This window comes from Pseudoxanthomonas sangjuensis, assembly GCF_010211755.1.
Lineage (GTDB): Bacteria > Pseudomonadota > Gammaproteobacteria > Xanthomonadales > Xanthomonadaceae > Pseudoxanthomonas_A > Pseudoxanthomonas_A sangjuensis.
Genome location: NZ_PDWR01000005.1, coordinates 18,887 through 45,344, shown reverse-complemented (window position 1 = coordinate 45,344; position 26,458 = coordinate 18,887). Strand labels below are relative to the sequence as shown.

The window sequence follows — 26,458 nt, the reverse complement described above, 5'->3', positions numbered from 1 at the left end:
GCCGTACCCAGGGGGAACGCCATGAAAGCCCGCCACCTTCTCGCCGCCGCGCTCGCCGCTTCCGCGCTGAGCGGCTGCGTCACCTACGACACCGTCGGCGCGCGCGCGCCGGGCGGCTACTACTCCGGGCGCCCGTACACCGAGTACTACTACGGCGGCGGCTACTATCCGTACGGCTACTACGGTTCCTACGGCTATTACGGCTACGGCTACCCGTATTACTCGCCGTACTACCGCCATCCGAACTACTACCCGCGTCCGCCGCATCGCCCCGGCGGCCACGACGGCGGTGGCCACGACCACGACGGCCACCAGTCGGGCGACCGCGACGACAACCCGCCGCCGTGGCGCCGGCCGGGCGGCTACAGCGGCGGCGACCAGAACCGCGATCCGCCGCCGCGCCCGCGTAACGAGCAGCGCTTCAACCTGCGTCCGGGCGACAACCGCCAGGGCACCGCTTCCCGCCAGGGCCCGGCGCCGGCACAGCGCATGCAGCCGGCCCCGCAGCCGCGGCCGGTGCCGCGGGCTTCGAGCGGCAACCAGCGCCGGCCGTCGCTGCCGGCGTCCAGCCGCGCCGAAATGCGCCGCAAGACCCTTCCCCGCGACGAGGAACGTTGACCGCGGTCGCGCTTCCGCGGTTGTACGGGGTGTTGGTGCAGGCTATTCTGCCCGCGGTGACCGGTTGCGTCGGTTTTTGACGTAATCGGCCAACAACGGTCCATGTCGACGTCCGGCGGGGAAATCTGGATCCCCCCTGTTCCGGCCCTGCCGGGCGTCGGCGCCCATGCATGGCGAAGCCCGGCCCAGGCCGGGCTTCGCTTTTGGCGGCGGAAAAAAGAAAGGGGCCGGCAGTCCCCCGACTACCGGCCCCCGGGCGTCCCCGACGTGCGCATGGCTGGCCCCTGTTCCAAGTCCAGCGCTGGCGCCCCTGAGTCGCTTGCCACATCGGGTGCTGTAGGGATAAAGCAGGAAGCGTGCCAACTTTCCCGCGGGCCGGGTCGGGGGCGGTTTGGCGCACCCCCGGCCCAGTGGGAAAATGCCCGCCCACGAACGGCTTTCTTGATCGCCACGACGCGGTCGTGATCGGCGCCGGACACGGGCCGGGCGAAGCCGGCCGGATTGCGCCATGGGTGGCGGCACGAAATCATGGGGCGCGGCGCGGCCGCGTCCGGCAGCACGACGAAGACGGACATGCACGACAACTTCCATCGCTACGACGTGATCGTGATCGGCGGCGGCCATGCCGGCACCGAGGCCGCGCTCGCATCCGCGCGCAGCGGCGCGCGCACGCTGCTGCTCACGCACAACGTCGAAACCGTCGGCGCGATGAGCTGCAATCCGGCGATCGGCGGCATCGGCAAGGGCCACCTGGTCAAGGAAGTCGATGCGCTCGGCGGCGCGATGGCGCATGCGGCCGACCTCGCCGGCATCCAGTGGCGCACGCTCAACGCGTCGAAGGGCCCGGCGGTGCGCGCGACGCGCTGCCAGGCCGACCGCGCGCTGTATCGCAGCGCGATCCGCCGCATCGTCGAGGCGCAGGAAAACCTGACGGTCTTCCAGGCCGCGGTCGACGACCTGGCCATCGAAGGCGACCGCGTGCGCGGCGCGATCACCCAGACCGGCCTGCGCTTCGAGGCGCCGGCGGTGGTGCTGACCGCCGGCACCTTCCTCGCCGGCAAGATCCACGTCGGCGAAACCCAGTTCGCCGCCGGGCGCATGGGCGATCCGCCGTCGACCACGCTCGCCGCGCGCCTGCGCGAGCGCCCGTTCGCGATCGACCGCCTGAAGACCGGCACGCCGCCGCGCATCGACGGGCGCACACTGGATTACTCGCTGATGGAAGAACAGCCCGGCGACGATCCGCTGCCGGTGATGTCGTTCGTCGGCGACGTGCGCGAGCACCCGCGCCAGGTGTCGTGCTGGATCACCAATACCTCCGAACGCACCCACGAGATCATCCGCGGCGCGCTGCACCGCTCGCCGCTGTATTCCGGGCAGATCGAAGGCATCGGCCCGCGCTACTGCCCGAGCATCGAGGACAAGGTGGTGCGCTTCGCCGAAAAGGCATCGCACCAGATCTTCGTCGAGCCCGAAGGCCTCGACGTCACCGAGATCTATCCCAACGGCATCTCGACCTCGCTGCCGTTCGATGTGCAGCTCGACCTGGTGCGCAGCATCCGCGGCTTCGAGAACGCGCACATCACCCGCCCCGGTTACGCGATCGAATACGATTTCTTCGACCCGCGCGGGCTGAAATCCTCGCTGGAAACCAAGCTGGTCGCCGGCCTGTTCTTCGCCGGGCAGATCAACGGCACCACCGGCTACGAGGAAGCCGCCGCGCAGGGCCTGGTCGCCGGCCTCAACGCCGCGCGTTTCGTGCGGGGCCGCGAGGCGTGGTCGCCGCGTCGCGACGAGGCCTACATCGGCGTGCTGATCGACGACCTGATCACCCACGGCACCAACGAGCCATACCGCATGTTCACCAGCCGCGCCGAATACCGGCTGCAGCTGCGCGAGGACAATGCGGACCTGCGCCTGACCGAAAAGGGCCGCGAGCTGGGCCTGGTCGACGACGCGCGCTGGGAGAGGTTCTCGCGCAAGCGCGAGGCGATCGAGCGCGAAGCCGGGCGCCTGCGCGCGCTGTGGGCGACGCCGGCCAATGCGCTGGGCCGCGAGGTCGAAGCCGTCCTCGGCGTGGCGGTCAGCCGCGAGACCAACGTGCTCGACCTGATCAAGCGCCCGGAGCTCGACTACGCGAAGGTGACGTCGGTGCCCGGCATCGGTCCGGCGGTCGAAGACGCCAAGGTTGCCGAGCAGGTCGAAATCGGCGTCAAGTACGCCGGCTATCTCGACCGCCAGCGCGACGAGATCGCGCGCCAGCAACGCAACGAGGGTACGGTCATTCCCGACGGCTTCGACTACGCCGCGGTGCGCGGCCTGTCGGCGGAAGTGCAGCAGAAACTGGAACGCGTGCGCCCGCAGACCATCGGCCAGGCGCAGCGCATCCCCGGCATGACCCCGGCGGCGATTTCGCTGCTGCTGGTGCACCTGGAACGCGCGCGGCGCGCGCGGGTGGCGTGAACCGGACCCGCATGCGTCGTGCGATCTTCGCTGCCTTGCTTCTGGTGGGCTGCGATGCGCAGTCGCCGCGGCCTGCGACAGAAACGATCGATGCAGCCGCTGCTGCGACTCGCCTTGAAGCGAAGCCGTGGGAATTGCCAATAGTCGCCAATCCGTCGGCACAGCCCGATCTGATCGAGGCATCCGATGGCGGCCTGCTGCTGTCGTGGATGGAAAGCGAAGGCGGCAGCCACGTGCTGAAGTTGTCGAAGTTCGACGGCAAGGTTTGGGATACACCGCGTGAAGTCGCGCGTGGCGACGACTGGGTCGCCAATTGGGCCGACACGCCGCACGTCGCGGCCAGTGGCGCAACCTGGTGGGCGCACTGGTTGCGCAAGTCCGAGGCGACGGGCCATGCCTATGACGTGGTGCTGTCGCGTTCGGACGACCGAGGCGCGACGTGGTCGGCGCCGACGCTGGTGAATACCGATGGCGTGCACGGCGAACACGGTTTCGTTTCGATGTGGCCGGAAGCCAATGGCGCGCTCGGCATCGCCTGGCTGGATGGACGCAAGGCCGGCGGCGGGCATGGCGGGCACGAAGGCCATGGCGGCGCGATGACCTTGCGCACGGCGTTGTTCGATGCGACCGGCGAACGCATTTCGGAACGCGAACTCGACGCGCGCACCTGCGATTGCTGCCAGACCGCGATGGCGCGGACGTCGCGCGGACCGTTGCTGGCGTGGCGCGATCGCGACGAAAACGAAATCCGCGACATCGTGGTCGCGCGCCGCGATGGCGAGGCGTGGACGTCGCCGCACAAGGTGCATGACGACCAGTGGCGGATGCCGGCCTGCCCGGTCAACGGGCCGTCGGTGGCCGCGCGCGGCAACGACGCCTGGGTGGCGTGGTACACGGCGGCGGACGACCGGCCGCGCGCGCTGCTGGCGCATTCGCCCGATGCGGGCGACGGTTTCGGGGCGCCGGTGGAAATCGAAGGCGGCGATGCGGTGCAGGGCCGGGCCGCGGTCGTCGCGGACGACGAAGCGGTCTGGGTCGCCTGGCTGCGCGAGGACGCCAGTGCGCAATCGTTGTGGCTGGCGGCATACACGCCGGACCTGCGGCGCAGCATCGGCCGCGTCCGCGTCGCCGATCTGCAGGGTCGTGGCCGCGCGACCGGTTTCCCGCAAATGGCATTGCGTGGCGATGTGGTCCATCTGGTCTGGACCGACATCTCCGAAGGCAAGCCGCGGCTGCGTGGCAGTGTGGTCGTCACGCATTGACCAGCGATATGATTGCGGTGCCTGCATGGGGGAACCATGAGCAGGTGAGCCGTGTCGGATGAACAACCGGCCGTCTTTCCATACTGCAACAGAAAAGGGGAGATATGCGTCATTTATTGATCGCGCTGGCGGCAGCGCTGGTTTTGTCCGCGTGCGGGACAGTTCCATATACACCGGTCGAATACCCGCTCCGCGATGGGTTGATTCCACCGGTGAACGTAAAGGGGCAGGTGGAAACCGCCAATGCACAGTCGTCCACGGCACCTGTTATCGTCTATTCCTATGGCGGGACGAAGTTGTCGTCGGACCTGCGGTCGATTACCGATGTCATGGTGAAACAGACGCAGACAGAACTGGCCAAAGCGGCCCGGCCCGAGACAGGTGCGTCAAAGTCCATCGAACTGAAGGTCGAGTCGCTCAAGAGTACCTACAAGTTCTTCTATTGGAACAGCGAATTGAAGTTCGTGGCTAAGCTGGGTAACGGTGAAACCGTCATGAAGACCGTACCGCACGGTAGCGGCGTGCTGCTGCAGGACCTCAATGGCTGCATTGCGGAGAGCGTTATGGTGCTGCTGAATGACCCGAAGGTTCGCGCTTACTTGGCGGAGTAACGGAAAACGGCCGGGGATGTTCGTCCCCGGCCGGTTTGAAACCAGCGCGGCGCTTGCTACGCTGCGCGCGTCGCCAGCGCCGGACCGCACCCATGCCCATCGTCGACAATCCCGTCCTGCGCGGGTTCCATCCCGATCCCAGCCTGCTGCGCGTCGGCGACGACTACTACATCGCCACCTCGACCTTCGAATGGTTCCCCGGCGTGCAGATCGCGCATTCGCGCGACCTCGTGTACTGGCGCGCCATCGCCAATCCGCTGGCGCGCCAGTCGCAACTGGACCTGCGCGGTTGCCCCAACTCGGGCGGCATCTGGGCGCCGTGCCTGAGCTGGTGCGACGGCACGTTCTTCCTGATCTACACCGTCGTCCGCCACTGGGCCGGCAGCTTCAAGGACGCGCACAACTACCTGGTGACCGCGCCGTCCATCGAAGGGCCGTGGTCCGAGCCGGTTTACCTCAACAGCTCGGGCTTCGATCCGTCGCTGTTCCATGACGACGACGGCCGCAAGTGGCTGGTGAACATGCTCTGGGACCATCGCCCCGGCCACAACGCCTTCGGCGGCATCCTGCTGCAGGAATACGACGCCGCGAAGCAGTCGCTGGTCGGCCCCGTCGGCAACATCTTCGCGGGCACCGAGCTTGGCCTGGTCGAAGGCCCGCACCTGTACAAGGTCGACGGCTGGTACTACCTGCTCGTCGCCGAAGGCGGCACCTTCCTGACGCACGCGGCGACGGTGGCGCGCTCGCGCGACATCGCCGGGCCCTACGAGGCCATGCCCGGCAATCCGCTGGTCAGCAGCAACCGCGACCCGGGGCTGCGCCTGCAATCCGCCGGCCACGGCAGCCTGGTGCGGAACGCCGACGGCAGCTGGCTGCTCGCGCACCTGTGCCGGCGGCCGCTGGGCAACGGCCGTTCGATCCTCGGCCGCGAAACCGCGCTGCAACCGGTCGAATGGAAGGACGGCTGGCCGCGGCTCGCCGGCGGCGGCAGCGAACCGCGGGACCGCGTCGCCGTGCCGCAACTGCCGGCGCACCCGTGGCCGGCGCAACCGGTACGCGAGGTGTTCGACGGCGAACGCCTGCCGCCGCACTGGATGTCGCCGCGGGTGGGATTCGACGGCATCGCCAGCCTCGCCGCGCGCAAGGGCCGGTTGCGCCTGTACGGTCGCGAAAGCATCGTTTCGCGGTTCGAACAAAGCCTGGTGGCGCGGCGCCAGCAGGCCTTCCATGTCGAAGCGTCCACCTGCGTGGAGTTCCATCCGGACAACTTCCAGCAGATGGCCGGGCTGGTGGCGTTCTACAACACCGACGGCTTCTACTACCTGTACCTGACCCATGCGCCGCATTCGCGGCGGTGCCTCGGCCTGATGAAATGCGAGAAGGGCGTGGTCAGCGAGTTGATCGAGAAGCAGTATCCGCTCGACGATTGGGAGTCGGTCTGCCTGAAGCTCGCCATCGACGGCGGGCGTATCCGCTTCTTCTATTCGCCCGCCGGCGGGGACTGGCACGCCGCCGGCTGGGAGCAGGATGCGTCGATCCTCAGCGACGAACACGCCGTGCCGTGCGGATTCACCGGCAATTTCGTCGGCATGGCCTGCCAGGACCTGTCCGGCGCGCGCAAGCCGGCGGATTTCGCGTGGTTCGAATACCGGGAACTGGACGCGGATTGAAGCCCGTGCGGCGGGCGGACCCGGGTCACTTCTCCTTGCGCCAGTTCAGCGAGCCGCGCGTCTCGATGTTGCTCGACTCGATTTCCATGTCGAAGCCCTTGCGCAGCAGGTACTTCAGCGTCACCGCCGAGCCGGCGCCGATCATCGACACGCCGTAGCTGACGTACAGCTTCGGCGTCAGGTACTTGCCGACGCCGAACACGCTGCCGCCGAGCGTGCGCGATTCCAGCACGCCGGCCTCGTCGAGGCCGATCTTCGCGCCCAGCTGCGAGGCCAGCAGGCCGGCGCCGGCCGACAGCGCCGAGTTCGCCGCGTTGATCTGCTGGCTCTCGCTGTAGCTCGCGCTGTTCAACGAGCGTCCCAGCACCAGGTAGGCCAGCGCCTCGGATTCGGGCAGCTCCGGGTCCGACCAGATCCGCGCGCGCGGCTGCGACGCGCGGCCGGTGACGTGGATGCCGGCGGTGACGTCGGCGCTGGCCACCTCGCGCTCGGCGCGCAGGCTGATGTCGGGATCGGAAATCGCGTCGTTGCTCCAGCCCAGCCGGCCTTCGGTGATCTGCAGCTTCTGCCCGTAGGCGGTGTAGCGGCCGTCCACGTTCAGCTGCCCGGTCGCCGCCATCGGCCGCCCCGGCCGCGAGCGCACGTTGAGCGTACCGGCGAGCGAACCGTCGAGGCCGTAGCCCTTCAGCTTCACCGCGTCGCCGACCGCGAGCGCCAGGTCGAGGTCGAGGCGCGAGCTCGGCGCGCGGGCCGGATCGACCGGGTCCAGCACCACCACGTCTTCCGACGCGGATACGCCGGCGTCGAGCTTCTCGATGTCGATGTTGGCGCTGGGAATGGCGACCTTGCCGCCGACATGGATCACGCCGTCGGCCAGTTCGACGCCGAGGTCGGGCGCGGCCACCGCGCGCAGCTGCGTGGTGTCGGAGACCAGCACGTTCTCGCCGCGCACGGCGAAGCGCAGCGGCGCGCTGTCGTCGAGCCACGACAGGCTGCCGTCGACGTTCAGGCGACCGTCGTCGGGCGTGGCGCCGCCGGTGGTGGACTGGGTGCGGAAATCGGCGCGGATCCGCGCGCTGCCGTCGGGCAGCGCGGTCAGCGCGCCGTTGCCGTCGGCCAGTTCGATGCCCAGCGACGGCAGTTCGCCGGTGAACTCCTTCATCGTCGCCTCGCCGCTGAGCAGTGGCTTGCCGCGCGTGCCGGCGACCGCGACGTGGCCGGCCAGCACGCCGCGCGGACGCACCAGGTCGGGCGAGAACAGTTCCAGCCAGAACAGCCGCGAATTGTGGAAGTACAGGTTGCCCTGCAGCGGCGAGAAGTCGTCCCAGCCGGTGGCGAAGGTCGCGTCGACGTAGCCGTCGCCCTTGAAGCCGGTGCCGAGGCGGCCCTTGATCGCGGCCGGGTCGAAGGTCGCGTCGAAGGTGAAGTTGTCGTAGCGGATGACCTCGCGCTGCGACGCGCCCAGCTTCAGGCCGCCGTCGGGCGAGGCCAGGTGCAGTTCGCCCTGCCATGCATTGCCGCGCGGGGCGAAGCTGCCGTCGAGCCGGATCTCGCCGCGCAGGCCGAGGTCGCGGCCGGCGTTCCTCGGCAGCCACGGCTGCGCCAGGGTCAGCGGCAGCGCGTCGGCGTGCGCGCTGAGGCCGCTGCGCGGCCAGTCGGCCTGCACGCACAGCGAACCGCCGCCATTCTCGCGGGTCGCCAGGCAGCTCGACGACAGCGACCAGGCCGCGCCGTTCTGCGCAAAGCGCGCCGGTTGCTGCAGCGCCCACGCGCCGCCCTTGCCCGGTGCCAGCTGCAGCGCGTCGAGCGTGCCCTGCCAGTTTGCGCCGCGCTTCAACGCGCTGCCGGCGAGCGACGCGCTGCCGACGCTGGCGCTGTGCGCCTCGCCGTCGAAGGCCAGGTCTTCGGCCGCGCCTCGCGCATGCAGGCGCACGCTGTCCAGCGCCAGGCCGGCGACGACGTTGCTGGCTTCGACGCGCAGGTCGCCATCGTTCCGTCCCGGGCCGGCCCCGCGCCAGGGCAGGCGTCCGTGCAGGCCCAGGCGCCCGGCGGCGTAATCGCCCCACTTCAGGCCATCGCCGTCGAGGTCGGCGTCGATGTCCGGCGCGGTGCGCGCACCGGTCAGCCGCAGGGTGCCGGCGAGCGTGCCGCCCCCGTCGGGCAGCAGGTCGGCCAGGTGCAGCGGTTGCAGTTGCGCGGCCACGTCGAGCGTGGCGCCGACCTTGCCTTTCGCGTCGACGCGGCTGTCGCCGAGGCGCAACGCCACTTCGCCTTCGCCGGCATCGCCGTGCAGCGCGAACTTGCCGTGCGCATCGAGCGCGCGGGCGCGCAGCGTGCCGCGCAGTTGCGGTACGTCGAGCGTCGCGTCGAAGCCCGGTGCCTGCCCGCTCGCGGCGTCGCGCGCCGCGCCGCGGCTGGAGAACGCGCCGGACAGGTCGCCGTTCCAGTCGGGCAGGAAATAACCGGGATCGAAGCCGGCCAGCTTCGCGTCGATGTCCCAGCGCAGCCGCGGCGCCCAGCCGACGTCGCCGGTCGCGTCGAGCCGCCCGGTCGGCATCGCCGCGACCAGCTTGCGCAGCACCACGTGCGCGTCGTCGCCGCGGCCGTCGAAATCGAGCGTCGCCTGCTGTTCGTTGCGCACCAGGGTGGCCTTGCCGATCGCGGCCCAGGCCTTCGGTTGCCCGGCGAAGCCGAAATCGGCGTCGCCGGCGATGGCGCCGCTGTCGGTGGCGCCGGCGTTCTTCGGGTCCCCGCCCCAGCGCAGCCCGCGCGCGTTGACCGCGAAGCGGAACTTCGGGTTCTCCCCGTCGCCGAAATCGGCGGTGCCGCGCAGCACCGCGCGGCCGTCGAGCGCGCGAAGCGCCAGCGGCTCGACGGTCAGCACCTTGTCGTCGTCGATGCGCAGCCGCGACGGCTCGATCTCGGCGGCATGACCCGCGCCTTCGAGGCGACCCTGCAGTTGCGCGGTGCCGGCGTGGCCGTCGGCCCGCAATCGGAACGCCAGCGGCAGGCTGTCGTCGACGAGGCCGAGCAGGGCCGGGTCCAGCGATTCGGTGTCGCCGCGGAAATGCCAGTCCGGGTTCTTCGCGCCGTCGACGACGACGCTGATCCGCACCGGCGCCGGCGCGCTGCCGGCCAGCGCCGCGAGCATGCGCGACTGGTCGCCCTTCGCGACCAGCCCCAGCCGCGCCGGCGTGCGCCCGCGCGGCGCCGGGAACACGCCGGTGGCGACCAGGTCGGTGCGGTAGCGGCGCCGCGGTTCGTAGTCGCCGTCGACGGCGAAGCGGCCGCGGTCGCTGTCGATCGCCAGCTTCTCCAGCTTCGCGTAGCCGTCGCCGATGTCGATGCCGCCGCGCGCCCGCGCGATGTCGATCAGCGGCTCGCCTTGGCGGCTCAGGCGGAAGCCGTCGATCTGCAGCGCGTCGGCCTGGATCGCCAGCGGCAGTTCGATCTTCGGCAGCACGTCGTCGGGCCAGATCGGCAGCTTGAACGGCTCGTCGCTTTCCGGCAGGTCGAGCGTGGCGTCGCTCACCTGCAGCGCGTCGAGGCGCAGGCGCTTGCCCAGCAGCGGACGGATGTCCGCGTCCAGGTACACGCGCCCGGCGGTGAAATGGATCTTCTCGTAGCGGAAATCGACGCCCTTCAGCGTCAGCGGGCCGGCCAGCGGGCCTTCGACTTCCTTCCACGTGAACGACGAACCGACCGGCAGCCGCGCGACGATCTGCGCCAGCAGCACGTCGCGACCGGCCACGGTCTGCAGCAGCCAGTACAGGCCGATGCCGAGCACGGCGACGAGGACGGTGGTGCCGATCGCGCTGCGGATCGCCAGCACGCGCATGCGCGCCTTGCGCCGCGCGCGCAGTTCGGCGATGCGCGCCTCGCGCTCTTCCGGGCTGACGTCGTCGGCCGGCCGCCGCCGTCGCCACAGCCTGCGGCCGGACTGGTCGCGGTCCGCCGGCAGGTTCACAGGCCCACCCCGATGCTCAGGTACAGCTGCACCGCCGAATCCGCATCGTCGAGGCCGTGCGCGATGTCGACGCGTACCGGCCCGATCGGCGAGCGCCAGCGCGCGCCGACGCCGATGCCGGTCTTGAAGTCGGGCGTGTCGTCGAAGGCGCTGCCGCTGTCGACGAACGCGGCCATGCCCCACGGGCCGCCGCCGAAGTAGTGCTCGTACTCGACGCTGCCGGTCAGCACGTGCTTGGCGCCGACCGCGTAGCCGTTGTCGAGGCGCGGGCCGACCTCGCGGAACGCATAGCCGCGCACGCTGCGGTCGCCGCCGGCGAAGAAGCGCAGGCTCGGCGGCATCGCGAACAGGTCGTTGGTCAGGGTGGTGCCGGCCTCGCCGCGCAGCAGCAGGCGGTCGACCTCGCCGATGCCGAAGTGCCACGTCGTGGCCAGGTGCAACTGGCCGAAGCTGGCGTCGGAGCCGACGCCTTCGACGCCGCCACGGACCGCCGCGCTGGCGACCACGCCCTTGCGCGGGAACAGGCGGTCGTCGACGTTGACGTACTGCGCGCCGATTTCGGGATAGGTCAGCGACGCGTACTGGTAGCCGGGCTCGCCGTAGCGCCAGCGTTCGCGCAGCGTGTGCAGCGAGACGTTCGCGGTCAGGTGCTCGTTGACCTCGCCGCTGCGGCTGGCGAACAACTCGACCCGACGCGTGTCGATGTAGTCGGTCTGCTCGTCGTACAGCGTCGCACCGATGCCGTACCAGCCGTCCAGCCACTTGAACGCGGGGATGCGGTACAGCGTGGTCAGCTGCTTGCGTTTCTGCGCGTAGTCCAGCTGCGCCGACAGCTTGTGCCCGCGCGAGTTGACGTAGCGCCGCTCGACGCCGGTGCGCACGCCCGGGCCGCTCTCGCTGCCGTAGCTGATGCCGTAGGTATAGATGGTGCGCTTGGCGCGGGTCAGGGTGACTTCGATCGGCACGCGGCCGTCGACCGCGTTGTCCGGGTCGGGCTGGATGTCGATGCTGCTGAAGTAGTCCAGCCCGACCAGCGACTGGCGCAGGCGGTCCAGCTTGCCCTGGTGGTAGTAGCTGCCTTCTTCCCAGTACACCAGCCGCTCGAGCAGGCCCGGCTCGAAGTAGTCCTGGTGGAAGGTGGTCGGACCCATGTCGTAGCGGATGCCGCTGATCCAGCTCAGCTGGATGTCGGCGGCCCTGTCGGCGCGGGTCACTTCGACCTTGCGGTCGAGGAAGTCGGCGTCGAGGTAGCCGCGCTCGGCCAGGCGCTGCACGATCTTGAGCTTGCTGGCTTCGTAGGTGGTGTGGTCGAACACCGCGCCGGGCTGCGGCGCGAACGCGGCGATGTCCTCCTGCAGGTAGCGGTCGTCCGCGCCTTCGCCCTCGACGCGGATGTCGGAATGGCGCACCCGTACCGGCTCGCCGAGCTGGACGCGCACGGTGACGACGATGTGGTCGTCGATGCGGCCTTCGGCGTTCGCGGCGCCGCGCGGCGCGTCGATGGTGATGGTCGGCGAGTAGTAGCCGAACGGCTCCAGCGCCTCGCGCGCCTCGGCCTCCGCTTCCTTCAGCAGGTATTCCAGCCGCGACTCGCCCAGGCGCCTGCCGAGCGACTGGTTCAGCGTCAGCGCGACATTGATGTTCTCGATCATCAGCTCGTCGTCGATGCCCTCGACCACCACCTTGTCGATCGTGCCCGCCGCGGCCGCCGGGCCGGCGATGCAGAACAGGACGGCCAGGGTGGCGAGGGTGGCGAGGCGCATGGCCGCCAGCATACCGGGCGGGTGATGAACCGGGTTAACGAAGGATGATGCGCGGGTAAGTTTTTGCAGGAGCGGCGCGAGCCGCGCCGGGGCCGTCGCGAACAACGGCCGCGGCCAGGCCGCTCCTGCGGTTACGCCGACAGGTGTTCGATCGCCGCGACCGCGCCGAAGCGGGCGGCGAGGAGGCGCAGCAGGGCGAGCCGGTTGGCGCGGATCTTCGGGTCGTCGACGTTGACCATCACGCCGTCGAAGAATGCATCGACCTGCGGGCGCAGTTGCGCGAGGCGGCCGAGCACCTTGACGTAGTCGTGGTGGTGCAGGGCGTCGTCGGTGTCGCCGATCGCGGCCTCGACCGCTTCGGCCAACGCCGCTTCGGCCGGGTCGCCGAGCAGCGCGCGGTCGACCGCATGTGGAATCTCGATGTCGGCCTTCTTCAGGATGTTGTTGATGCGCTTGTTGGCCGCGGCCAGTGCCTCGGCCTCGGGCAGCGTCGCGAACTGGCCGATCGCGTCGAGGCGGGTGTCGAAGTCGTACAGCGACGCCGGCTTCAGCTCGGCGACGGCGTTGAAGTGCGTCGCCGGCACGCCCTTGTCGGCGTAGTAGCCGCGCAGGCGGTCGAGGATGAAGTCGTAGATTTCGCCAGCGTCGGCCTGCACGTTCTTCGCGGCGAGGTTTTCGTTGGCCTTTGCCAGCAGCGATGGGATGCCGATGTCGAAGCCGCTCTCGATCACCGTCCGCGCCAGGCCCAGCGCATTGCGCCGCAGCGCGAACGGGTCCTTGTTGCCGGTCGGCTTCAGCCCCGCGGCGAAGCCGCCGGCCAGCGTGTCGAGGCGCTCGGCGATGGCGAGGACCTTGCCCACTGGCGACAGCGCGATGTCGTCGCCGGCGAAGCGCGGCTGGTAGGACTCGTCGATCGCCAGCGCGATTTCCTTCGGCTCGCCCGCGGCCAGCGCGTAGTGGCGGCCGGCGATGCCCTGCAGTTCCGGGAACTCGTTGACCATGCGCGATTGCAGGTCGTTCTTCGCCAGCTCCGCCGCGCGGCGTGCCTGCGCCGGGTCGACGCCGACTTCCCTGGCGATGGTTTCGGCCAGCGCGGCCACGCGCTGCACCTTGTCGGCGACCGTGCCCAGCTTGGCCTGGTAGGTGACCGACTTCAGCCCGCCGCCCATCGACGCCAGGCCCTGCTTCAGGTCCTCGTCGAAGAAGAACTTGGCGTCGGAGAAGCGCGGGCGGATCACCCGCTCGTAGCCCTTGCGCACCTCGGATTCGTCCCGCGACTCGATGTTGGCGACGCCGATGAAGTACTGGGTCAGCTTGCCGTCGCGCAGCACCGGGAAGAACTTCTGGTTGACCTCCATCGTCTCGATCAGCGCTTCCTGCGGCACCGTGAGGAACGCCGGCTCGAAGCTGCACAGCACCGCTTTCGGCCACTCGGTCAGGCACACCACCTGTTCCAGGTTGTCGTCGGTGACGCGCGCGTCGCTGCCGACCTGCCGAGCCGCGGCCTCGACCTCGGCGACGATGCGCGCGCGGCGCTCGTCCGGGTCGACCAGCACGCGCGCGCCGCGCAGGAATTCGACGTAGTCCTCCGGCTGGCTCAGCCACACCGGCTTGTCGTGCTCGAAGCGGTGGCCCTGGCTCATGCGGTCGGACTTCGCGCCGAGCAGTTCCGCCGGCACCACCTGCTTGCCGAACAGCAGCACCAGCCAGTGCACCGGGCGGGCGAAGCCGTAGTCGTTGCCGCCCCAGCGCATCGGCTTGGGCACCGGGATCGCGGCGGCCGCCTCGCGCAGCACGTCTGGCAACAGGTCGATGGTCAGCACGCCGGGCTTGACCGCGCGGTGCACGAAGCGCTCGCCCTTGTTGTCGCTGGTCTTCTGCAACTGCGTCCAGTCGACGCCGGCCTTGGCGGCGAAGCCTTCCAGCGCCCGGGTCGGCTTGCCTTCGGCGTCGAGCGCGACGTTGAGGTACGGGCCGAACACTTCCGAAGCCTGTTCCGGCTGCTCCAGCGCGACGCCCGGCAGCAACACGGCGAGGCGGCGCGGCGTGTACAGCGGCCTGGCGTCGCCGCGTTCGACCGCGATGCCGCGCTTTTCCAGCGCGGCGATCACGCCGTCGAAGAAGGCCTGCGCCAGTCCCGGCAGCGCCTTGACCGGCAGCTCCTCGGTGCCGAGTTCGATCAGGAGCGGTTGCGTTTTCGGATCCATGGAAAGCCGGTCAGGTCACGGGGGCATCGAAGGGAACGTAGAACTGCCGGAACAGCGGCAGCGATTCGTAGCGCTCCACGCGCTGGCGCAGCGCGGGGTACGGCGACAGGTCGAGCGGCACCGCGTCGTGCAGGTAGGTGCAGAAACAGGCCAGGGTGACGTCGGCCTGGGTCATCGCGTCGCCGACCAGCCATTCCTTGTGCGCGCCGCGTGCTTCGCAGCGGTGGTCGAGCGCGGCCAGCGCGCCGTCGGCCTGCGTGCGGCAGCGCTGCAGCCACGGCTCGTGGCGCTTCTCTTCCGGGCGGAACAGGCGCTCGTAGACCAGCTGGATGCCCTTGTCGACCGCGCCGGTGGCCAGCGCGATCGCGATCTGCGCTTCGCGCCGCGCCGCGCCGGCGGCCGGCAGCAACGCGCGTTGCGGACCGGCCAGCTGGTCCAGGTGGTCGAGGATCAGCGCCGACTCGGTCAGCGCCTCGCCGTCGTCGAGCACCAGCACCGGCACGCGGCCTTGCGGGTTGTACTCGCGGATCAGCGCCGCGTCCCTGCCGACCGACCAGTTGCGGTGTTCGAACGCGAAGCCCAGGTGCGTGGCGCTGATCGCCACGCGCCGCACGTACGGCGAATCGAACATGCCGATCAGGATCACGCGGCCCGCTCCGTGTCCTTGGGGCCGCCCTTGTTCAAACCCGGGAAGCCGAGTTTCTCGCGCTGCGCGTAATAGGCCTTCGCCACCGCCTGCGCCAGCGTGCGCACGCGCAGGATGTAGCGCTGGCGCTCGGTCACGCTGATCGCGCGGCGCGCGTCGAGCAGGTTGAACGAATGGCTGGCCTTGCACACCTGCTCGTAGGCGGGCAGCGGCAGGCCGGCGTCGACCAGCTTCAGCGCCTCCTTCTCGCAGGCGTCGAAGCGGTGGAACAGCTCGGCGACGTCGGCGTGCTCGAAGTTGTACGCGCTCTGCTCGACTTCGTTCTGGTGGTAGACGTCGCCGTAGGTGACCACGCCCTGCGGGCCGACCGTCCACACCAGGTCGTAGACGTTGTCGACGTTCTGCAGGTACATGCACAGGCGCTCGAGGCCGTAGGTGATCTCGCCGAGCACCGGCTTGCACTCGAGGCCGCCGGCCTGCTGGAAGTAGGTGAACTGGGTGACTTCCATGCCGTTCAGCCAGACTTCCCAGCCCAGGCCCCAGGCGCCCAGCGTCGGCGATTCCCAGTTGTCCTCGACGAAGCGCAGGTCGTGCACGCGCGGGTCGATGCCTAATGCCTTTAGCGAATCAAGGTATAGCTGCTGGATATTGTCCGGGTTCGGCTTCATCGCCACCTGGTACTGGTAGTAGCGCTGCAGGCGGTTCGGGTTCTCGCCGTAGCGGCCGTCGGTCGGGCGCCGCGAAGGCTGCACGTAGGCGGCGTTCCACGGCTCAGGGCCCAGCGCGCGCAGGAAGGTGGCGGGGTGGAAGGTGCCGGCGCCGACTTCCAGGTCGAGCGGCTGGATCAGCACGCAACCCTGCGCCGCCCAGTACCGGTTGAGGGTCTGGATCAGCTCCTGGAAAGTGATTTTTGTCGACGGCGTCGCGGCCATGGTCCGGTCGGGCTGCTGAAAGCGGGCTAGTATACGGTCAACCCCCTCCCGACCCCGCGTTTTACCGTGATTTCCGCGCCCAAGGCCCCGGCCCCCCACGGCAAATTCCTGATCGTCGAGACCGGCCAGCCGGTCAAGTCGCTCAAGCGCCATGGCCGCTTCCCGCACTGGATCCGCGTCGCCGCCGGGCTGGAGGCGGCCGAGGCCGACGTGGTCAACGTGGAATTCGGCGAACCGCTGCCGTCGCACCGCAAGTACGCCGGGGTCATCGTCACCGGTTCGGCGGCGATGGTCACCGACCGCGCCGAATGGAGCGAGCGCAGCGCCGACTGGCTGCGCGACGCCGCCCACGACGGCATGTCGCTGCTCGGCATCTGCTACGGCCACCAGCTGCTGGCGCACGCGCTGGGCGGCGAGGTCAGGGACAACCCGACCGGCCGCGAATCCGGCACGGTGCGGATCGAGCTGCACCCGCACGCCGGCGACGATCCGCTGTTCTCGGTGCTGCCGGGGCGCTTCCTCGCCCACGCCACCCACGTGCAGACCGTGGCGCGTCCGCCGGAAGGCGCCACCGTGCTGGCGAAGTCGGAGCAGGACGACTGCCATGCGTTCCGCTGGCGCGACCGCGCCTGGGGCGTGCAGTTCCACCCCGAGTTCGCCACCCACCACATGCGCGGCTACGTCCACGCCCGCGCCGAGCACCTGCGCAGCGAGGGGCGTTGCCCGAATTCGATCGCCCGCGAGGTGACGGCGGCGCCGCAAGCCCGCAAACTATTGCGGCGTTTCGTCCGGCACGCGCGCGGCCTGCACGGCCGCTGATCCCCCACCAACCGAAGCTTCCTTCGATGCCGAATATCAACAAGGTACCGGCCAGCGCCGGCGCGCAATGGCTGCTCGACGCCTTCGCCCTGCTGCGCCGCCAGCCGCTGGGACTGGGCCTGCTCGGGCTGACCTGGGGCGCGCTGTCGCTGCTGGTGCTGCTCGGCGCATCGCTCGACCCGACCCTGGGCCTGGCCCTGCAGCTGGCGCTGGCCCTGCTCGGACCGTTCCTGTTCGCCGGCCTGCTGTGGGCGGTGCGCGAGGTCGACGAGGGCCGCCCGGCGTTGCCGGCGCACCTGTTCGCCGGCCTGCAGCTGGGCCGCACCGGCAGCCTGCTGGCGACGCTGCTGCCGCAGGCCGCGGCAGGCATCGTGCTGGGCGTGGCGTTCCTGGCGCTGATCGGGCCGGAGTCGCTGCAGCGCTTCGCCGAAGTCGCCGAACAGATGCGCGCCACGCAGCAGGCCGGCGGCCAGCCCGATCCCGCCCTGCTGAACGGCCTGCCGGTCGGCGGCGCGCTGCTGTGCCTGCTGCTGGCGCTGGCGCTGGCGGTCGTGGTGGCGTTGCTGATCTTCATCGCCGTGCCGCAGATCGCGTTCGGCGGCAAACCGGGCCTGGCGGCGATGCGCGACAGCCTGCGCGCCGGCCTGCGCAACCTGCCGGCGATGGCGGTGTACCTGCTGCTGCTGTTCGTGTCGCTGCTGGCGATCGGTTTCGCGGCGCAACTGATCGCGCTGGTCGTGCAACTGCTGCTCGGCCCGAGCGCGGCGGTGTTGCTGATGAACCTGCTGCTGATGGCGGTGCTGATGCCGCTGCTGGCCGGCACCGCGTACTTCGCGTGGAAGCAGCTGCTGCGCGATGCCGGCAGCGCCGCGCCGCCGCTGCCGCCGACGCAGATCGAGGTCTGAATCCGGCGAGCCGGTTTCCACGTGAAGCCGGGGAATGTGCCGGAAGGTCCGAAGCGGGGAATGAATCGTGAGCAACGATACTCAGGATAAACTGCGGACGGCAATGCATTTGATTGCCGCAATCGGATGGGTGTGCCTGTTTCTATACTCGGCTTTCATCCTTGCAGATCGGATATTGCACGCGGGGCCATATACGATCATTCACGTGATTGTTTCCTTCGCCTTGCTGCTTGTTTCCATTCGTGCATGGCGCAGGTATCTGAAAGCCAGGCCGGGCGAGTAATGACTGCAGGGATGTAGTCCGGACGACTTCGCCGATCTGAAAGTGGTTCCGTCATCGCCTGGTCCTTGCAGCGCCGAGCAAGCTCGACGCTGCAAATCACGATCAGCCAACAACCAACAACCAACAGCCAGTCAGATCTTCGCCCGTCCCAGCCGCAGCGCGTTCGCCACCACCGACACCGAGCTCAGGCTCATCGCCAGCGCGGCGATCATCGGGCTCAGCAGCGGCCCGCCGAACGGGAACAGCAGGCCGGCGGCGATCGGCACGCCCAGCGCGTTGTAGACGAAGGCGAAGCCGAGGTTCTGGCGCATGTTCGCCACCGTCGCCTGCGACAGCCTGCGCGCGCGGGCGATGCCGCGCAGGTCGCCCTTGCCCAGCGTGACCTGCGCGCCCGACATCGCCACGTCGGTACCGCCGCCCATCGCGATGCCGATGTCGGCGCCGGCCAGCGCCGGCGCGTCGTTGATGCCGTCGCCGGCCATCGCGACCTTGCGCCCTTCGCCCTGCAGCCGGCGCACCAGTTCGATCTTGTCGCGCGGGCGCACCTCGCCGTGCACCTCGTCGATGCCCAGTTCGCGCGCGACCGCGTTCGCGGTGGCGGCGCCGTCGCCGGTCGCCATCACGATGCGCAGTCCGTCCGCGTGCAGTGCGGCGATCGCCTCCGGCGTCGAGGCCTTGATCGCGTCGGCGACCGCGATCAGGCCGGCCAGCGTGCCGTCGGCGGCGACGAACACCACGCTGGCGCCTTCGCCGCGCAGCGCATCGGCGCGCGGCTGCAGCGCCGCGACGTCGACGCCGGCCTCGCGCATCAGTTCGCCGTTGCCGACCGCGACGCGGCGGCCTTCGACCGTGCCGCGCACGCCGATGCCGGTCGCCGATTCGAAATCGCCGGCGGTCGCCAACGCCAGCCCGCGCCGGCGCGCTTCGGCGACGATCGCCGCGGCCAGCGGATGCTCGCTGCCCTGGTCGAGGCTGGCGGCGAGCCGCAGCACGTCGTCCTCGGCATGGCCGTCGGCGGCGACCGCGCTGCGGAACCCCGGCCTGCCTTCGGTCAGCGTGCCGGTCTTGTCGACCACCAGCGTGTCGATGCGGCGGAAGTTCTCGATCGCCTCGGCGTCGCGGAACAGCACGCCGGCGCGCGCGGCGCGGCCGCTGGCGACCATGATCGACATCGGCGTGGCCAGGCCCAGCGCACACGGGCAGGCGATGATCAGCACCGACACCGCGTTGAGCACCGCGTAGGGCCACGACGGTTCCGGCCCGAACAGGCCCCAGGCGAGGAACGTCGCCAGCGCCCCCGCCAGCACCGCCAGCACGAACCAGAACGCGACCTTGTCGGCCAGCCGCTGCATCGGCGCGCGCGAACGCTGCGCCTGCGCGACCAGTTGCACGATCTGCGCCAGCACGGTCTGCGAACCGATCTTCTCGGCGCGGATCACCAGGCTGCCGTTGCCGTTGAGCGTGGCGCCGATCACGCGGTCGCCGCCGCGCTTGGCCACCGGCATCGGCTCGCCGGTCAGCATCGACTCGTCGAGGTGCGACTGGCCTTCCAGCACCACGCCGTCGACCGGCACCTTCTCGCCGGGGCGCACGCGCAGGCGGTCGCCGACGTGGACGTGCGACAGTTCGATGTCTTCCTCGCTGCCGTCGTCGCGCAACCACCGCGCGGTTTTCGGTGCGAGGCCGAGCAGCGCCTTGATCGCCGCCGAGGTCTTCGAACGCGCGCGCAGCTCCAGCAGCTGGCCGAGCAGGGTCAGCGACACGATCACCGCCGCGGCTTCGAAATACACGGCGACGTGGCCGTGTTCGCGGAACGATTCGGGGAACGCGCCCGGCGCGACCGTCGCGACCGCGCTGTAGCCGAACGCGGCGGCCACGCCGGTGCCGATCAGCGTCCACATGTTCGGGCTGCGGTTGCGGATCGACTGCGCCCAGCGCACGAAGAACGGCCAGCCGGCCCACAGCACCACCGGCGCGCTCAGTGCGAACTCGATCCACACGCGCACGCCGGGCGCAACCAGGTGTTGCAGGTACATGCCGCCCATCGCCAGCACGAACACGATTGCGGTCAGCGGCAGCGTCCACCAGAAGCGGTGGCGGAAATCGACCAGTTCCGGACTCTCCCCGTCGTCGAGGCCCGGCATCTCCGGTTCCAGCGCCATGCCGCAGATCGGGCAGGTGCCGGGATGGTCCTGGCGGATCTCCGGGTGCATCGGGCAGGTGAACATGCCGTTTTGGGGCAGCGTGCCGGCGGGCGCGGGCTCATTCGGCGCGGCGGGTGCGGGCGCGAGGTACTTCGCCGGATCGGCGAGGAATTTCGTGCGGCAGCCGGCGCTGCAGAAGTGGTAGGCCTGGCCGGCGTGCTCGGCGTGGTGTTGGGTTTTCGCCGGATCGACCGTCATGCCGCAGACCGGGTCGCGGGCCTGGCCCGCGTTCGCGGCGGCGTGCTTGTGGCTGCAGCAGGCGGATTGGCCGTGTTGGCCGTGCGGGTGGCCGCGGTGGGCGTGCGGATCGTGCGGTCTCATGCGGCGTCCCCCGCCAGCGCGCCGACGATGGGGCAATGCGCCAGCGGGCCGTGGCCGGGGCAGGCCTCGACCAGGCCGGCCAGGGCGTCGCGGATGCGTGCCAGCTCGGCCATCTTCGCCTCGACATCGGCCAGCTTCTCCGCGGCTGCGGCGCGCACCGCGGCCATGTCGTCGTCGGCGCGCCGGCTCAGCGACATCAGCTCGCGGATCTCGCCGAGGTTGAAGCCCAGCGCCTTCGCGCGGCGGATGAAATGCAGGCGGTCGAGGTCGTCGGCGCGATAGTCGCGGTAGCCGGATTCGCGCCGCGCCGCCGGCGGCAGCAGCGCTTCGCGCTCGTAGAAGCGGATGGCATCGATGCCGACGCCGGAGCGCCGGGACAGTTCGCCGATCTTCATGGATCGTGCTCCGGAGGGGACTGCGCACAGTATGGACTCTGGAGCAAGGTCCAGAGTCAAGCGCGTCCGACCGGCCGCTCAGTCGGCGCTGCGGGCCTCTTTCGGCGCCACCCATTTCGCGGCGAGGATGCCGAGCTCGTACAGCCCGCACATCGGCAGCGCGAGCAGCAGTTGCGAGACCACGTCCGGCGGGGTGATCACCGCGGCCAGCACGAAGATGCCGACGATCGCATAGCCGCGCGCCTCGGCCAGCTGCTTCGGCGTCACCCAGCCCAGCAGCACCAGGATCACCAGCGCCACCGGCAGTTCGAAGCTGGCGCCGAACGCGAAGAAGATCAGCACGACGAAGTCGAGGTAGGTGTTGGCGTCGGGGGTGATCGCCACCGCCGCCGGGCTGAACTTCACCAGGAAGTTGAACACCGACGGCAGCACGACGAAGTAGGCGAAGGCGCAGCCGGCGTAGAACAGCGCCACCGCCGAGAACAGCAGCGGCTTGGCCAGTTTCTTCTCGCGCTGGTACAGGCCCGGCGCGACGAAGGCCCAGGCCTGGTACAGCACCCACGGCGCGGCGGCGAACAGGGCGACGAAGCAGGTCAGCTTCAGCGGCGCGAAGAACGCGCCGGCGGGATTGAGCGCGATGAAGTGCTGGCCTTCCGGCAGGCGCGCGACCAGCGGCGCGGCCAGCCAGTCGTACAGGCGGCGGGTGAACGGCAGCAGCGCCAGCAGCGCCACGCCGACGCCGAGCAGCGCGCGCACCAGCCGCGTGCGCAATTCGATCAGGTGTTCGATCAGGCTGCCCTCGGCGCCGTCGTCCGCGTGCGGCGCGTTCATCGGGTCTTGCTCTTCGCTGGCGGCGGAAACAGCTCGGCCTGCGGATCGGACCCGGCAGCATCCGGTTCGCCTGCGTCCGCTTCGGGCGACAGGCTTTCCGCATGCCGTTCGTCCTCGGCGCAATCCTGCGGGGCCGGGGTCGAAGGACGGTCCGTCGATTCCGGGACTTCGTCGCTGCGCTCGGGACGTACGGCTGCATCCGGATCGGAAGGCGTTTCGCCGGGGTTGATCCCGGCGGTTTCGTCCACCGCCTTGCGTGCCTGCTCGACATCGCGCCGCAGCGCCTCGCCGCTTTCCTGCACCGCCTGCCCGGCCTCGCGCACCGCGTCCTGCGCCTGGCGCAGGCTGCGCTTGAGCTCCTCGGCGGCCAGTTCGCGTTCCAGTTCGCCCTTCACCGAATCCCACTGCGCGCGCGCGCGGCGCACCCACAGGCCGGCGAAGCGCGCGGCCTTGGGCAGGCGCTCGGGGCCGAGCACGACCAGCGCCACCACGGCGATGACCAGCAGTTCGGTGAAGCCGATGTCGAACATGGCGGAAGGTTCAGGCCCTCCCCGTCAAGGGGAGGGTCGGGAAGGGAGGGCGTTGCGCGCAAGCGCTCACTGCGCGTTGCGGTCGTTTTCCTTCGACTCGCTGGTCGCGTCGCTGCGCGACTGGTCGCTGAGCTGGCCGGGCTTGTCGTCTTCCTTGCCGCCCACGCCCTTCTTGAACTCGTGCACCGCCTCGCCGAGGTCCTTGCCGACGTTGCGCAGGCGCTTGGTGCCGAAGATCAGCAACACGATCAGCAGAACGATCAGCCAGTGCCAGATGCTGAAACTGCCCATGATTCAGGTGCCATTGCGTCGTTGGGGAACGACAAGGATAACGCGAACGCAGGATGCGGCGCGGTTACGGCGTGCCATCGAGCGGTTCGGTCTTCACGCCGCCGTCGTCGACCGGCTGGAAGCCTTGCGTCGGCTGGGTCTCGGCCGGGGCGGAAACCGGGGGCGCCGGCTGCGGCGAGGCGACCGGGGCGCCGGCGCTGACCACCGGGCGCGGCGCGCTGGCGCCACCGCCACGGTTGGCGCGGGCCACGGCGGCGGCTTCCTCCAGCTCGTCGCGGAACGCGACCACGGCATCGGACGGCTCGCCGGCGCGGCTTTCGAAGATCGCGCGCGGGGTGGCGTTGGCGCCGTAGGCGGCGACGTTGGCCGCGTTGTCGATCTGCAGCACCGCGCCGTCGAGGGCGACGCCGGCGAACAGGCCGCGCGCGCGCGACCACGACCAGATCTCGGCCTTCAGCTGGCCGTCGGTGGCGGCGGCGGCGTTGCGCCCGACCGGGCCGGCAGCGACGCCGGCATCGGCGCCGAGGGTGAACTTGCCGTTGACGATGCTGTCGAGGCTGCGGTCGTTGCGGAACACCAGCACCACGTCGGACGACTGCACGCCGGCCTGGAAGCCGATGCTGCCGCCGGTCAGCTTGACGAACACCGGCTGCGACCACGCGCCGTCGGGGTTCTTCACCGACATCAGGCCGTGGCCGCGGCGGCCGCCGATGACCAGGCCGGCCTTGACCGTGTCCGGGATGACGATGATCGCGCGGCCTTCGTCGAGCAGCTTGTCGGGGATGCCGTTCTCGGGGATGCGCTGGATTTCCTGCAGCACGCGCACCGCGTTGCGGGCGCGGTCGTCCTCCTTCTGGCCGGCGAAGGCGGGGGCGGCGAGCAGCAGCGCGGCGAATGCGGCGGCGGCGCGGCGGGAAAGGGATTTCATCGGAAGCTCCGTTGATGCGATACGCAGGAATGCCTGCAACCGCCCGAAACTAGAACTTCCGCAATGAATCGGCGCTGAGGCCGGCCGCGGCGGCGGGCAGGGCCGCGGCACGGGTGGCGCCGCACCGGGGCAGGAACTCCGATCTGCCACAATTAGGCATGCCCGACACTCCCGAAACCGCGCTGCTGCTGGTCAACCTGGGCACGCCATCCGAACCGACGCCGAAGGCGGTGCGCCGCTACCTGGGCGAATTCCTCGGCGATCCGCGCGTGGTCCCGATCCCGCGCCTGCTGTGGTGGCCGCTGCTGCACGGACTGATCCTGCCGTTGCGCGGCAGCCGTTCGGCGGAGAAATACGCGCAGGTCTGGCTGCCGGAAGGCTCGCCGCTGGCGGTGCATACGCAGCGCCTGGCCGTGGCGGTGCAGGCGCGCCTGCCGCAATGGCGGGTCGCGCACGCGATGCGCTACGGCGAACCGGCGCTGGCGGACGCGTTCGCGCGGATGCGCGACGAAGGCGTGCGCGACGTGGTCGTGCTGCCGCTGTATCCGCAGTACTCGACCACCACCACCGCCTCGGTCGCCGACCGCGTGCGCGAACAGGCCGACGGCCTGCGCCTGCATTTCGTCGACGACTATTCCGCCGACGCCGGCTGGATCGCCGCGGTCGCGGCGTCGATCCGCGACTGGCGCGCGCGCCACGGCGCCGGCGAGCACCTGCTGTTCTCGTTCCACGGCCTGCCGCAGCGCGTGGCCGACGCCGGCGACCCGTACCCGCGGCGCTGCGAGGCCAGCGTCGCGGCGATCGCCGCCGCGCTCGGCCTGGCCGCCGGCGACTGGACGCTGAGCTACCAGTCGCGCTTCGGCCGCGAGGCGTGGCTGGAGCCGGCCACCGACGCGACGCTGCGAAAGCTCGCCGCGCGCGGCGCCAGGCGGGTCGACGTGGTCTGCCCCGGCTTCGCCGTCGACTGCCTGGAGACGCTGGAGGAGGTCGCGCTGGGCTACGCGCGCGGCTTCGCCAGGCTCGGCGGCGAACTGCGCTACATCCCCTGCCTCAATGCCGATGCCGCGCATGCCGACGCGCTGGCCGCGCTGGCGCGGCGCGTGCGCGTGCGCGGGGACGGCGCTTGAAGCTGCGCGAATCGACCGTCGACCTGCCGCTCGGCCGCATCGCCGGCCTGCGCGGCGGCGATCCGTCGGCGCCGAAGGTCATCGCCCTGCACGGCTGGCTCGACAACGCGGCGAGCTTCGTGCCGCTGGCGGAGCGCCTGGGCGGCATCGAGCTGTTCGCGATGGACCTGCCCGGCCACGGCCACAGCGCGCACCTGTCGCCGGGCGCCGAATACACGTCGTTCGTCGCGATCAACGCGGTGCTCGACGTCGCCGACGCGCTGGGCTGGCCGCGGTTCGCGCTGCTCGGCCACTCGATGGGCGCCGGCATCGCCAGCCTGATCGCCGCGGCGGTGCCGCAGCGGGTCGGCGGGCTGGTCGCGATAGAGGCATTGGGCGCGCTGGCGGAAACGCCGGAACACGCCGCCGCGCGCCTGCGCCAGAGCGTGGCCGCGGCGCGCGCGTTGCGCGGCAAGAACCTGCGCGTGTTCGCCGACCTCGACGCGCCGGTGCGCGCGCGGATGCAGGTCAACGGGCTCGGCGAAGCCGCGGCGCGGCTGCTGGTCGAGCGCGGCGTGCGCGAAGTCGACGGCGGCTACGTCTGGCGCACCGACCAGCGCCTGACCGTGCCCGGCGCGGTGCGCATGGGCGAAGCGCAGATCGCCGGCATCGTCGCCGCCATCGAATGCCCGGCGCGGGTGCTCTACGCCGACCCGCCGCAAAGCTATTTCCCCGAACCGCTGCGCAGCGCGCGCGCGCGGCTGCTGCCGCGCGGCGAATTGCGCGTGCTGCCCGGCGGCCACCACCTGCACATGGAGGACCCGGCGGCGGTCGCCGCGGCGATCGGCGATTTCCTCTCGGCGAACCCGTAGGAGCGGGCCCGGCGCCCCTACGCGGGCGAAAGCAGCGCGCGCAAACCGGCCTTCAGGCGCCGGCCTTCGGCGTGGAAGTAGTCGCGCTCGTCGCACCATGCGGGGAAGCGCAGCTCGACCTCGCGCCAGAACGCCGGCGAGTGGTCGGCGCGGAGCAGGTGGCACAGCTCGTGGACCAGCACGTACTCGAACGCCGACGGCCGGCCCAGCACCAGCGACAGGTCCAGCGCCAGCGTCGCGTCCGGCGCCAGCGAACCCCACAGCGACGACAGCACCTTGAAGCGGATCCGCCGCGGCGCGCGCGGCAGCGACGGCAGGTAATGCGGCAGCCAGCGGCCGACGTCGGCGCGCGCCTGCGCCTCGTAGAACTCGCGCAGGGCGCGGCGCATCGCCGTGTCGCCGGCGCGGGCCGGCAGCCTGAAGCGCAGGCCGTCGCCGTCGAAATCGAGCTTCGCGAAGCGGCCTTCGCCCCAGTGCAGCGGCACCTGCGCGCCGCGCAGCGGCAACGACGCGGTTTCGCCGCGGGCCAGCGCGGGCGCGTCCGCCTGCGTGCCGATGCGCGCGACCTGCTGCGCCAGCCAGTCCAGGTGCGCGTGCAGGAAGTCGTTGCCGGCCTTCAGGCTGGCACGTTGCGGCAGGGTCAGGCGCGCGCCGCGTTCGTCGATGCTCAGCTTGATGCGTTTCGCGCGCGGGTCGCGCACGCGCAGGATCTCGACGCTGGAACCGTCGCGCAGCGCGAGTTCGACGCTGTCGCGCTCCACGGTGCGCGCGGGCGGAGCGAAGAGGTCGCGGAGCAGGCTCGGCATGGGCGAATGGTAGCGCTTCCCCTTGCCG

22 protein-coding genes are annotated in these 26,458 nt (G+C 70.6%); 10 read left to right on the top strand and 12 right to left on the bottom strand.

What is annotated here, in order from left to right; translation table 11 throughout:
• Positions 1 to 21: 21 nt before the first annotated feature.
• From CSC71_RS03810 to CSC71_RS03790, 5 genes are all read left to right on the top strand, one after another.
• On the top strand, positions 22 to 618 hold the full coding sequence (locus tag CSC71_RS03810) for a hypothetical protein (protein WP_211367842.1): 597 nt from the start codon (positions 22 to 24) through the stop codon (positions 616 to 618).
• Positions 619 to 1,191: 573 nt separating this feature from the next.
• Positions 1,192 to 3,081, top strand: a complete 1,890-nt coding sequence (gene mnmG / locus CSC71_RS03805) for a tRNA uridine-5-carboxymethylaminomethyl(34) synthesis enzyme MnmG (protein WP_162373023.1) — start codon at positions 1,192 to 1,194, stop codon at positions 3,079 to 3,081.
• 134 nt (positions 3,082 to 3,215) lie between these two features.
• Positions 3,216 to 4,343, top strand: a complete 1,128-nt coding sequence (locus CSC71_RS03800) for a sialidase family protein (protein ID WP_162373022.1) — start codon at positions 3,216 to 3,218, stop codon at positions 4,341 to 4,343.
• Positions 4,344 to 4,447: 104 nt separating this feature from the next.
• Entirely contained in the window at positions 4,448 to 4,954 is a 507-nt protein-coding gene (locus tag CSC71_RS03795) for a hypothetical protein (protein ID WP_162373021.1), read from the top strand.
• A gap of 92 nt (positions 4,955 to 5,046) precedes the next feature.
• Positions 5,047 to 6,624 (top strand): glycoside hydrolase family 43 protein, encoded by a 1,578-nt coding sequence (locus CSC71_RS03790; protein WP_162373020.1) that lies wholly within the window; start codon positions 5,047 to 5,049, stop codon positions 6,622 to 6,624.
• Between the two features lie 25 nt (positions 6,625 to 6,649).
• Here CSC71_RS03790 and CSC71_RS03785 read toward each other — a convergent pair whose 3' ends face one another.
• The 5 genes from CSC71_RS03785 to glyQ form a co-directional block, all read right to left on the bottom strand.
• Complete coding sequence (locus tag CSC71_RS03785) at positions 6,650 to 10,462, bottom strand: translocation/assembly module TamB domain-containing protein (RefSeq protein ID WP_162373107.1); 3,813 nt, start codon at positions 10,460 to 10,462, stop codon at positions 6,650 to 6,652.
• Positions 10,463 to 10,587: 125 nt separating this feature from the next.
• Positions 10,588 to 12,354, bottom strand: a complete 1,767-nt coding sequence (locus CSC71_RS03780; RefSeq protein ID WP_425501915.1) for an autotransporter assembly complex protein TamA — start codon at positions 12,352 to 12,354, stop codon at positions 10,588 to 10,590.
• 131 nt (positions 12,355 to 12,485) lie between these two features.
• Positions 12,486 to 14,561: a glycine--tRNA ligase subunit beta gene (glyS, locus tag CSC71_RS03775; RefSeq protein ID WP_162373018.1), complete on the bottom strand. Its 2,076-nt coding sequence runs from the start codon at positions 14,559 to 14,561 to the stop codon at positions 12,486 to 12,488.
• A 10-nt stretch (positions 14,562 to 14,571) separates the two neighbouring features.
• A complete protein-coding gene (locus CSC71_RS03770) occupies positions 14,572 to 15,207 on the bottom strand; it encodes a glutathione S-transferase family protein (protein WP_162373017.1) in 636 nt (211 codons plus the stop codon).
• On the bottom strand, positions 15,204 to 16,139 hold the full coding sequence (gene glyQ, locus CSC71_RS03765) for a glycine--tRNA ligase subunit alpha (protein WP_162373016.1): 936 nt from the start codon (positions 16,137 to 16,139) through the stop codon (positions 15,204 to 15,206). The genes CSC71_RS03770 and glyQ overlap by 4 nt, the downstream gene beginning before the upstream one ends.
• Before the next feature lie 69 nt (positions 16,140 to 16,208).
• Here glyQ and CSC71_RS03760 point away from each other — a divergent pair, with 69 nt between their 5' ends.
• From CSC71_RS03760 to CSC71_RS03750, 3 genes are all read left to right on the top strand, one after another.
• A complete protein-coding gene (locus CSC71_RS03760) occupies positions 16,209 to 16,958 on the top strand; it encodes a glutamine amidotransferase (protein ID WP_162373106.1) in 750 nt (249 codons plus the stop codon).
• 26 nt (positions 16,959 to 16,984) lie between these two features.
• Complete coding sequence (locus CSC71_RS03755; RefSeq protein ID WP_162373015.1) at positions 16,985 to 17,863, top strand: BPSS1780 family membrane protein; 879 nt, start codon at positions 16,985 to 16,987, stop codon at positions 17,861 to 17,863.
• Positions 17,864 to 17,930: 67 nt separating this feature from the next.
• Complete coding sequence (locus tag CSC71_RS03750; RefSeq protein ID WP_162373014.1) at positions 17,931 to 18,146, top strand: hypothetical protein; 216 nt, start codon at positions 17,931 to 17,933, stop codon at positions 18,144 to 18,146.
• A gap of 131 nt (positions 18,147 to 18,277) precedes the next feature.
• On the opposite strand, the gene CSC71_RS03745 is transcribed toward CSC71_RS03750, so the two are convergent.
• The 6 genes from CSC71_RS03745 to CSC71_RS03720 form a co-directional block, all read right to left on the bottom strand.
• Positions 18,278 to 20,671: a heavy metal translocating P-type ATPase gene (locus tag CSC71_RS03745; RefSeq protein ID WP_162373013.1), complete on the bottom strand. Its 2,394-nt coding sequence runs from the start codon at positions 20,669 to 20,671 to the stop codon at positions 18,278 to 18,280.
• Positions 20,668 to 21,066 carry a heavy metal-responsive transcriptional regulator gene (locus tag CSC71_RS03740; protein ID WP_162373012.1) on the bottom strand — a complete coding sequence of 133 codons (399 nt, stop codon included), beginning with the start codon at positions 21,064 to 21,066 and terminating at the stop codon, positions 20,668 to 20,670. The genes CSC71_RS03745 and CSC71_RS03740 overlap by 4 nt, the downstream gene beginning before the upstream one ends.
• A gap of 78 nt (positions 21,067 to 21,144) precedes the next feature.
• Entirely contained in the window at positions 21,145 to 21,897 is a 753-nt protein-coding gene (gene tatC / locus CSC71_RS03735) for a twin-arginine translocase subunit TatC (protein ID WP_162373011.1), read from the bottom strand.
• Positions 21,894 to 22,427, bottom strand: coding sequence for a Sec-independent protein translocase protein TatB (tatB, locus tag CSC71_RS03730; RefSeq protein WP_162373010.1), 534 nt, complete (start codon positions 22,425 to 22,427; stop codon positions 21,894 to 21,896). Before tatB ends, tatC begins: the two co-directional genes overlap by 4 nt.
• Positions 22,428 to 22,493: 66 nt before the next feature.
• Positions 22,494 to 22,718 carry a Sec-independent protein translocase subunit TatA gene (gene tatA / locus CSC71_RS03725; protein ID WP_162373009.1) on the bottom strand — a complete coding sequence of 75 codons (225 nt, stop codon included), beginning with the start codon at positions 22,716 to 22,718 and terminating at the stop codon, positions 22,494 to 22,496.
• A 64-nt stretch (positions 22,719 to 22,782) separates the two neighbouring features.
• Entirely contained in the window at positions 22,783 to 23,646 is an 864-nt protein-coding gene (locus CSC71_RS03720) for a lipid-binding SYLF domain-containing protein (protein ID WP_162373008.1), read from the bottom strand.
• Between the two features lie 158 nt (positions 23,647 to 23,804).
• Here CSC71_RS03720 and hemH point away from each other — a divergent pair, with 158 nt between their 5' ends.
• Positions 23,805 to 24,773: a ferrochelatase gene (gene hemH, locus CSC71_RS03715; RefSeq protein ID WP_162373007.1), complete on the top strand. Its 969-nt coding sequence runs from the start codon at positions 23,805 to 23,807 to the stop codon at positions 24,771 to 24,773.
• Between the two features lie 2 nt (positions 24,774 to 24,775).
• Positions 24,776 to 25,624 carry an alpha/beta fold hydrolase gene (locus tag CSC71_RS03710; protein ID WP_425501917.1) on the top strand — a complete coding sequence of 283 codons (849 nt, stop codon included), beginning with the start codon at positions 24,776 to 24,778 and terminating at the stop codon, positions 25,622 to 25,624.
• 17 nt (positions 25,625 to 25,641) lie between these two features.
• Here the strand turns inward: CSC71_RS03710 and CSC71_RS03705 are convergent, their stop codons facing one another.
• The gene (locus CSC71_RS03705; protein ID WP_162373005.1) at positions 25,642 to 26,430 is read right to left on the bottom strand and encodes a M48 family metallopeptidase; all 789 of its coding nucleotides are present in this window, start codon (positions 26,428 to 26,430) and stop codon (positions 25,642 to 25,644) included.
• Between the last annotated feature and the right edge of the window lie 28 nt (positions 26,431 to 26,458).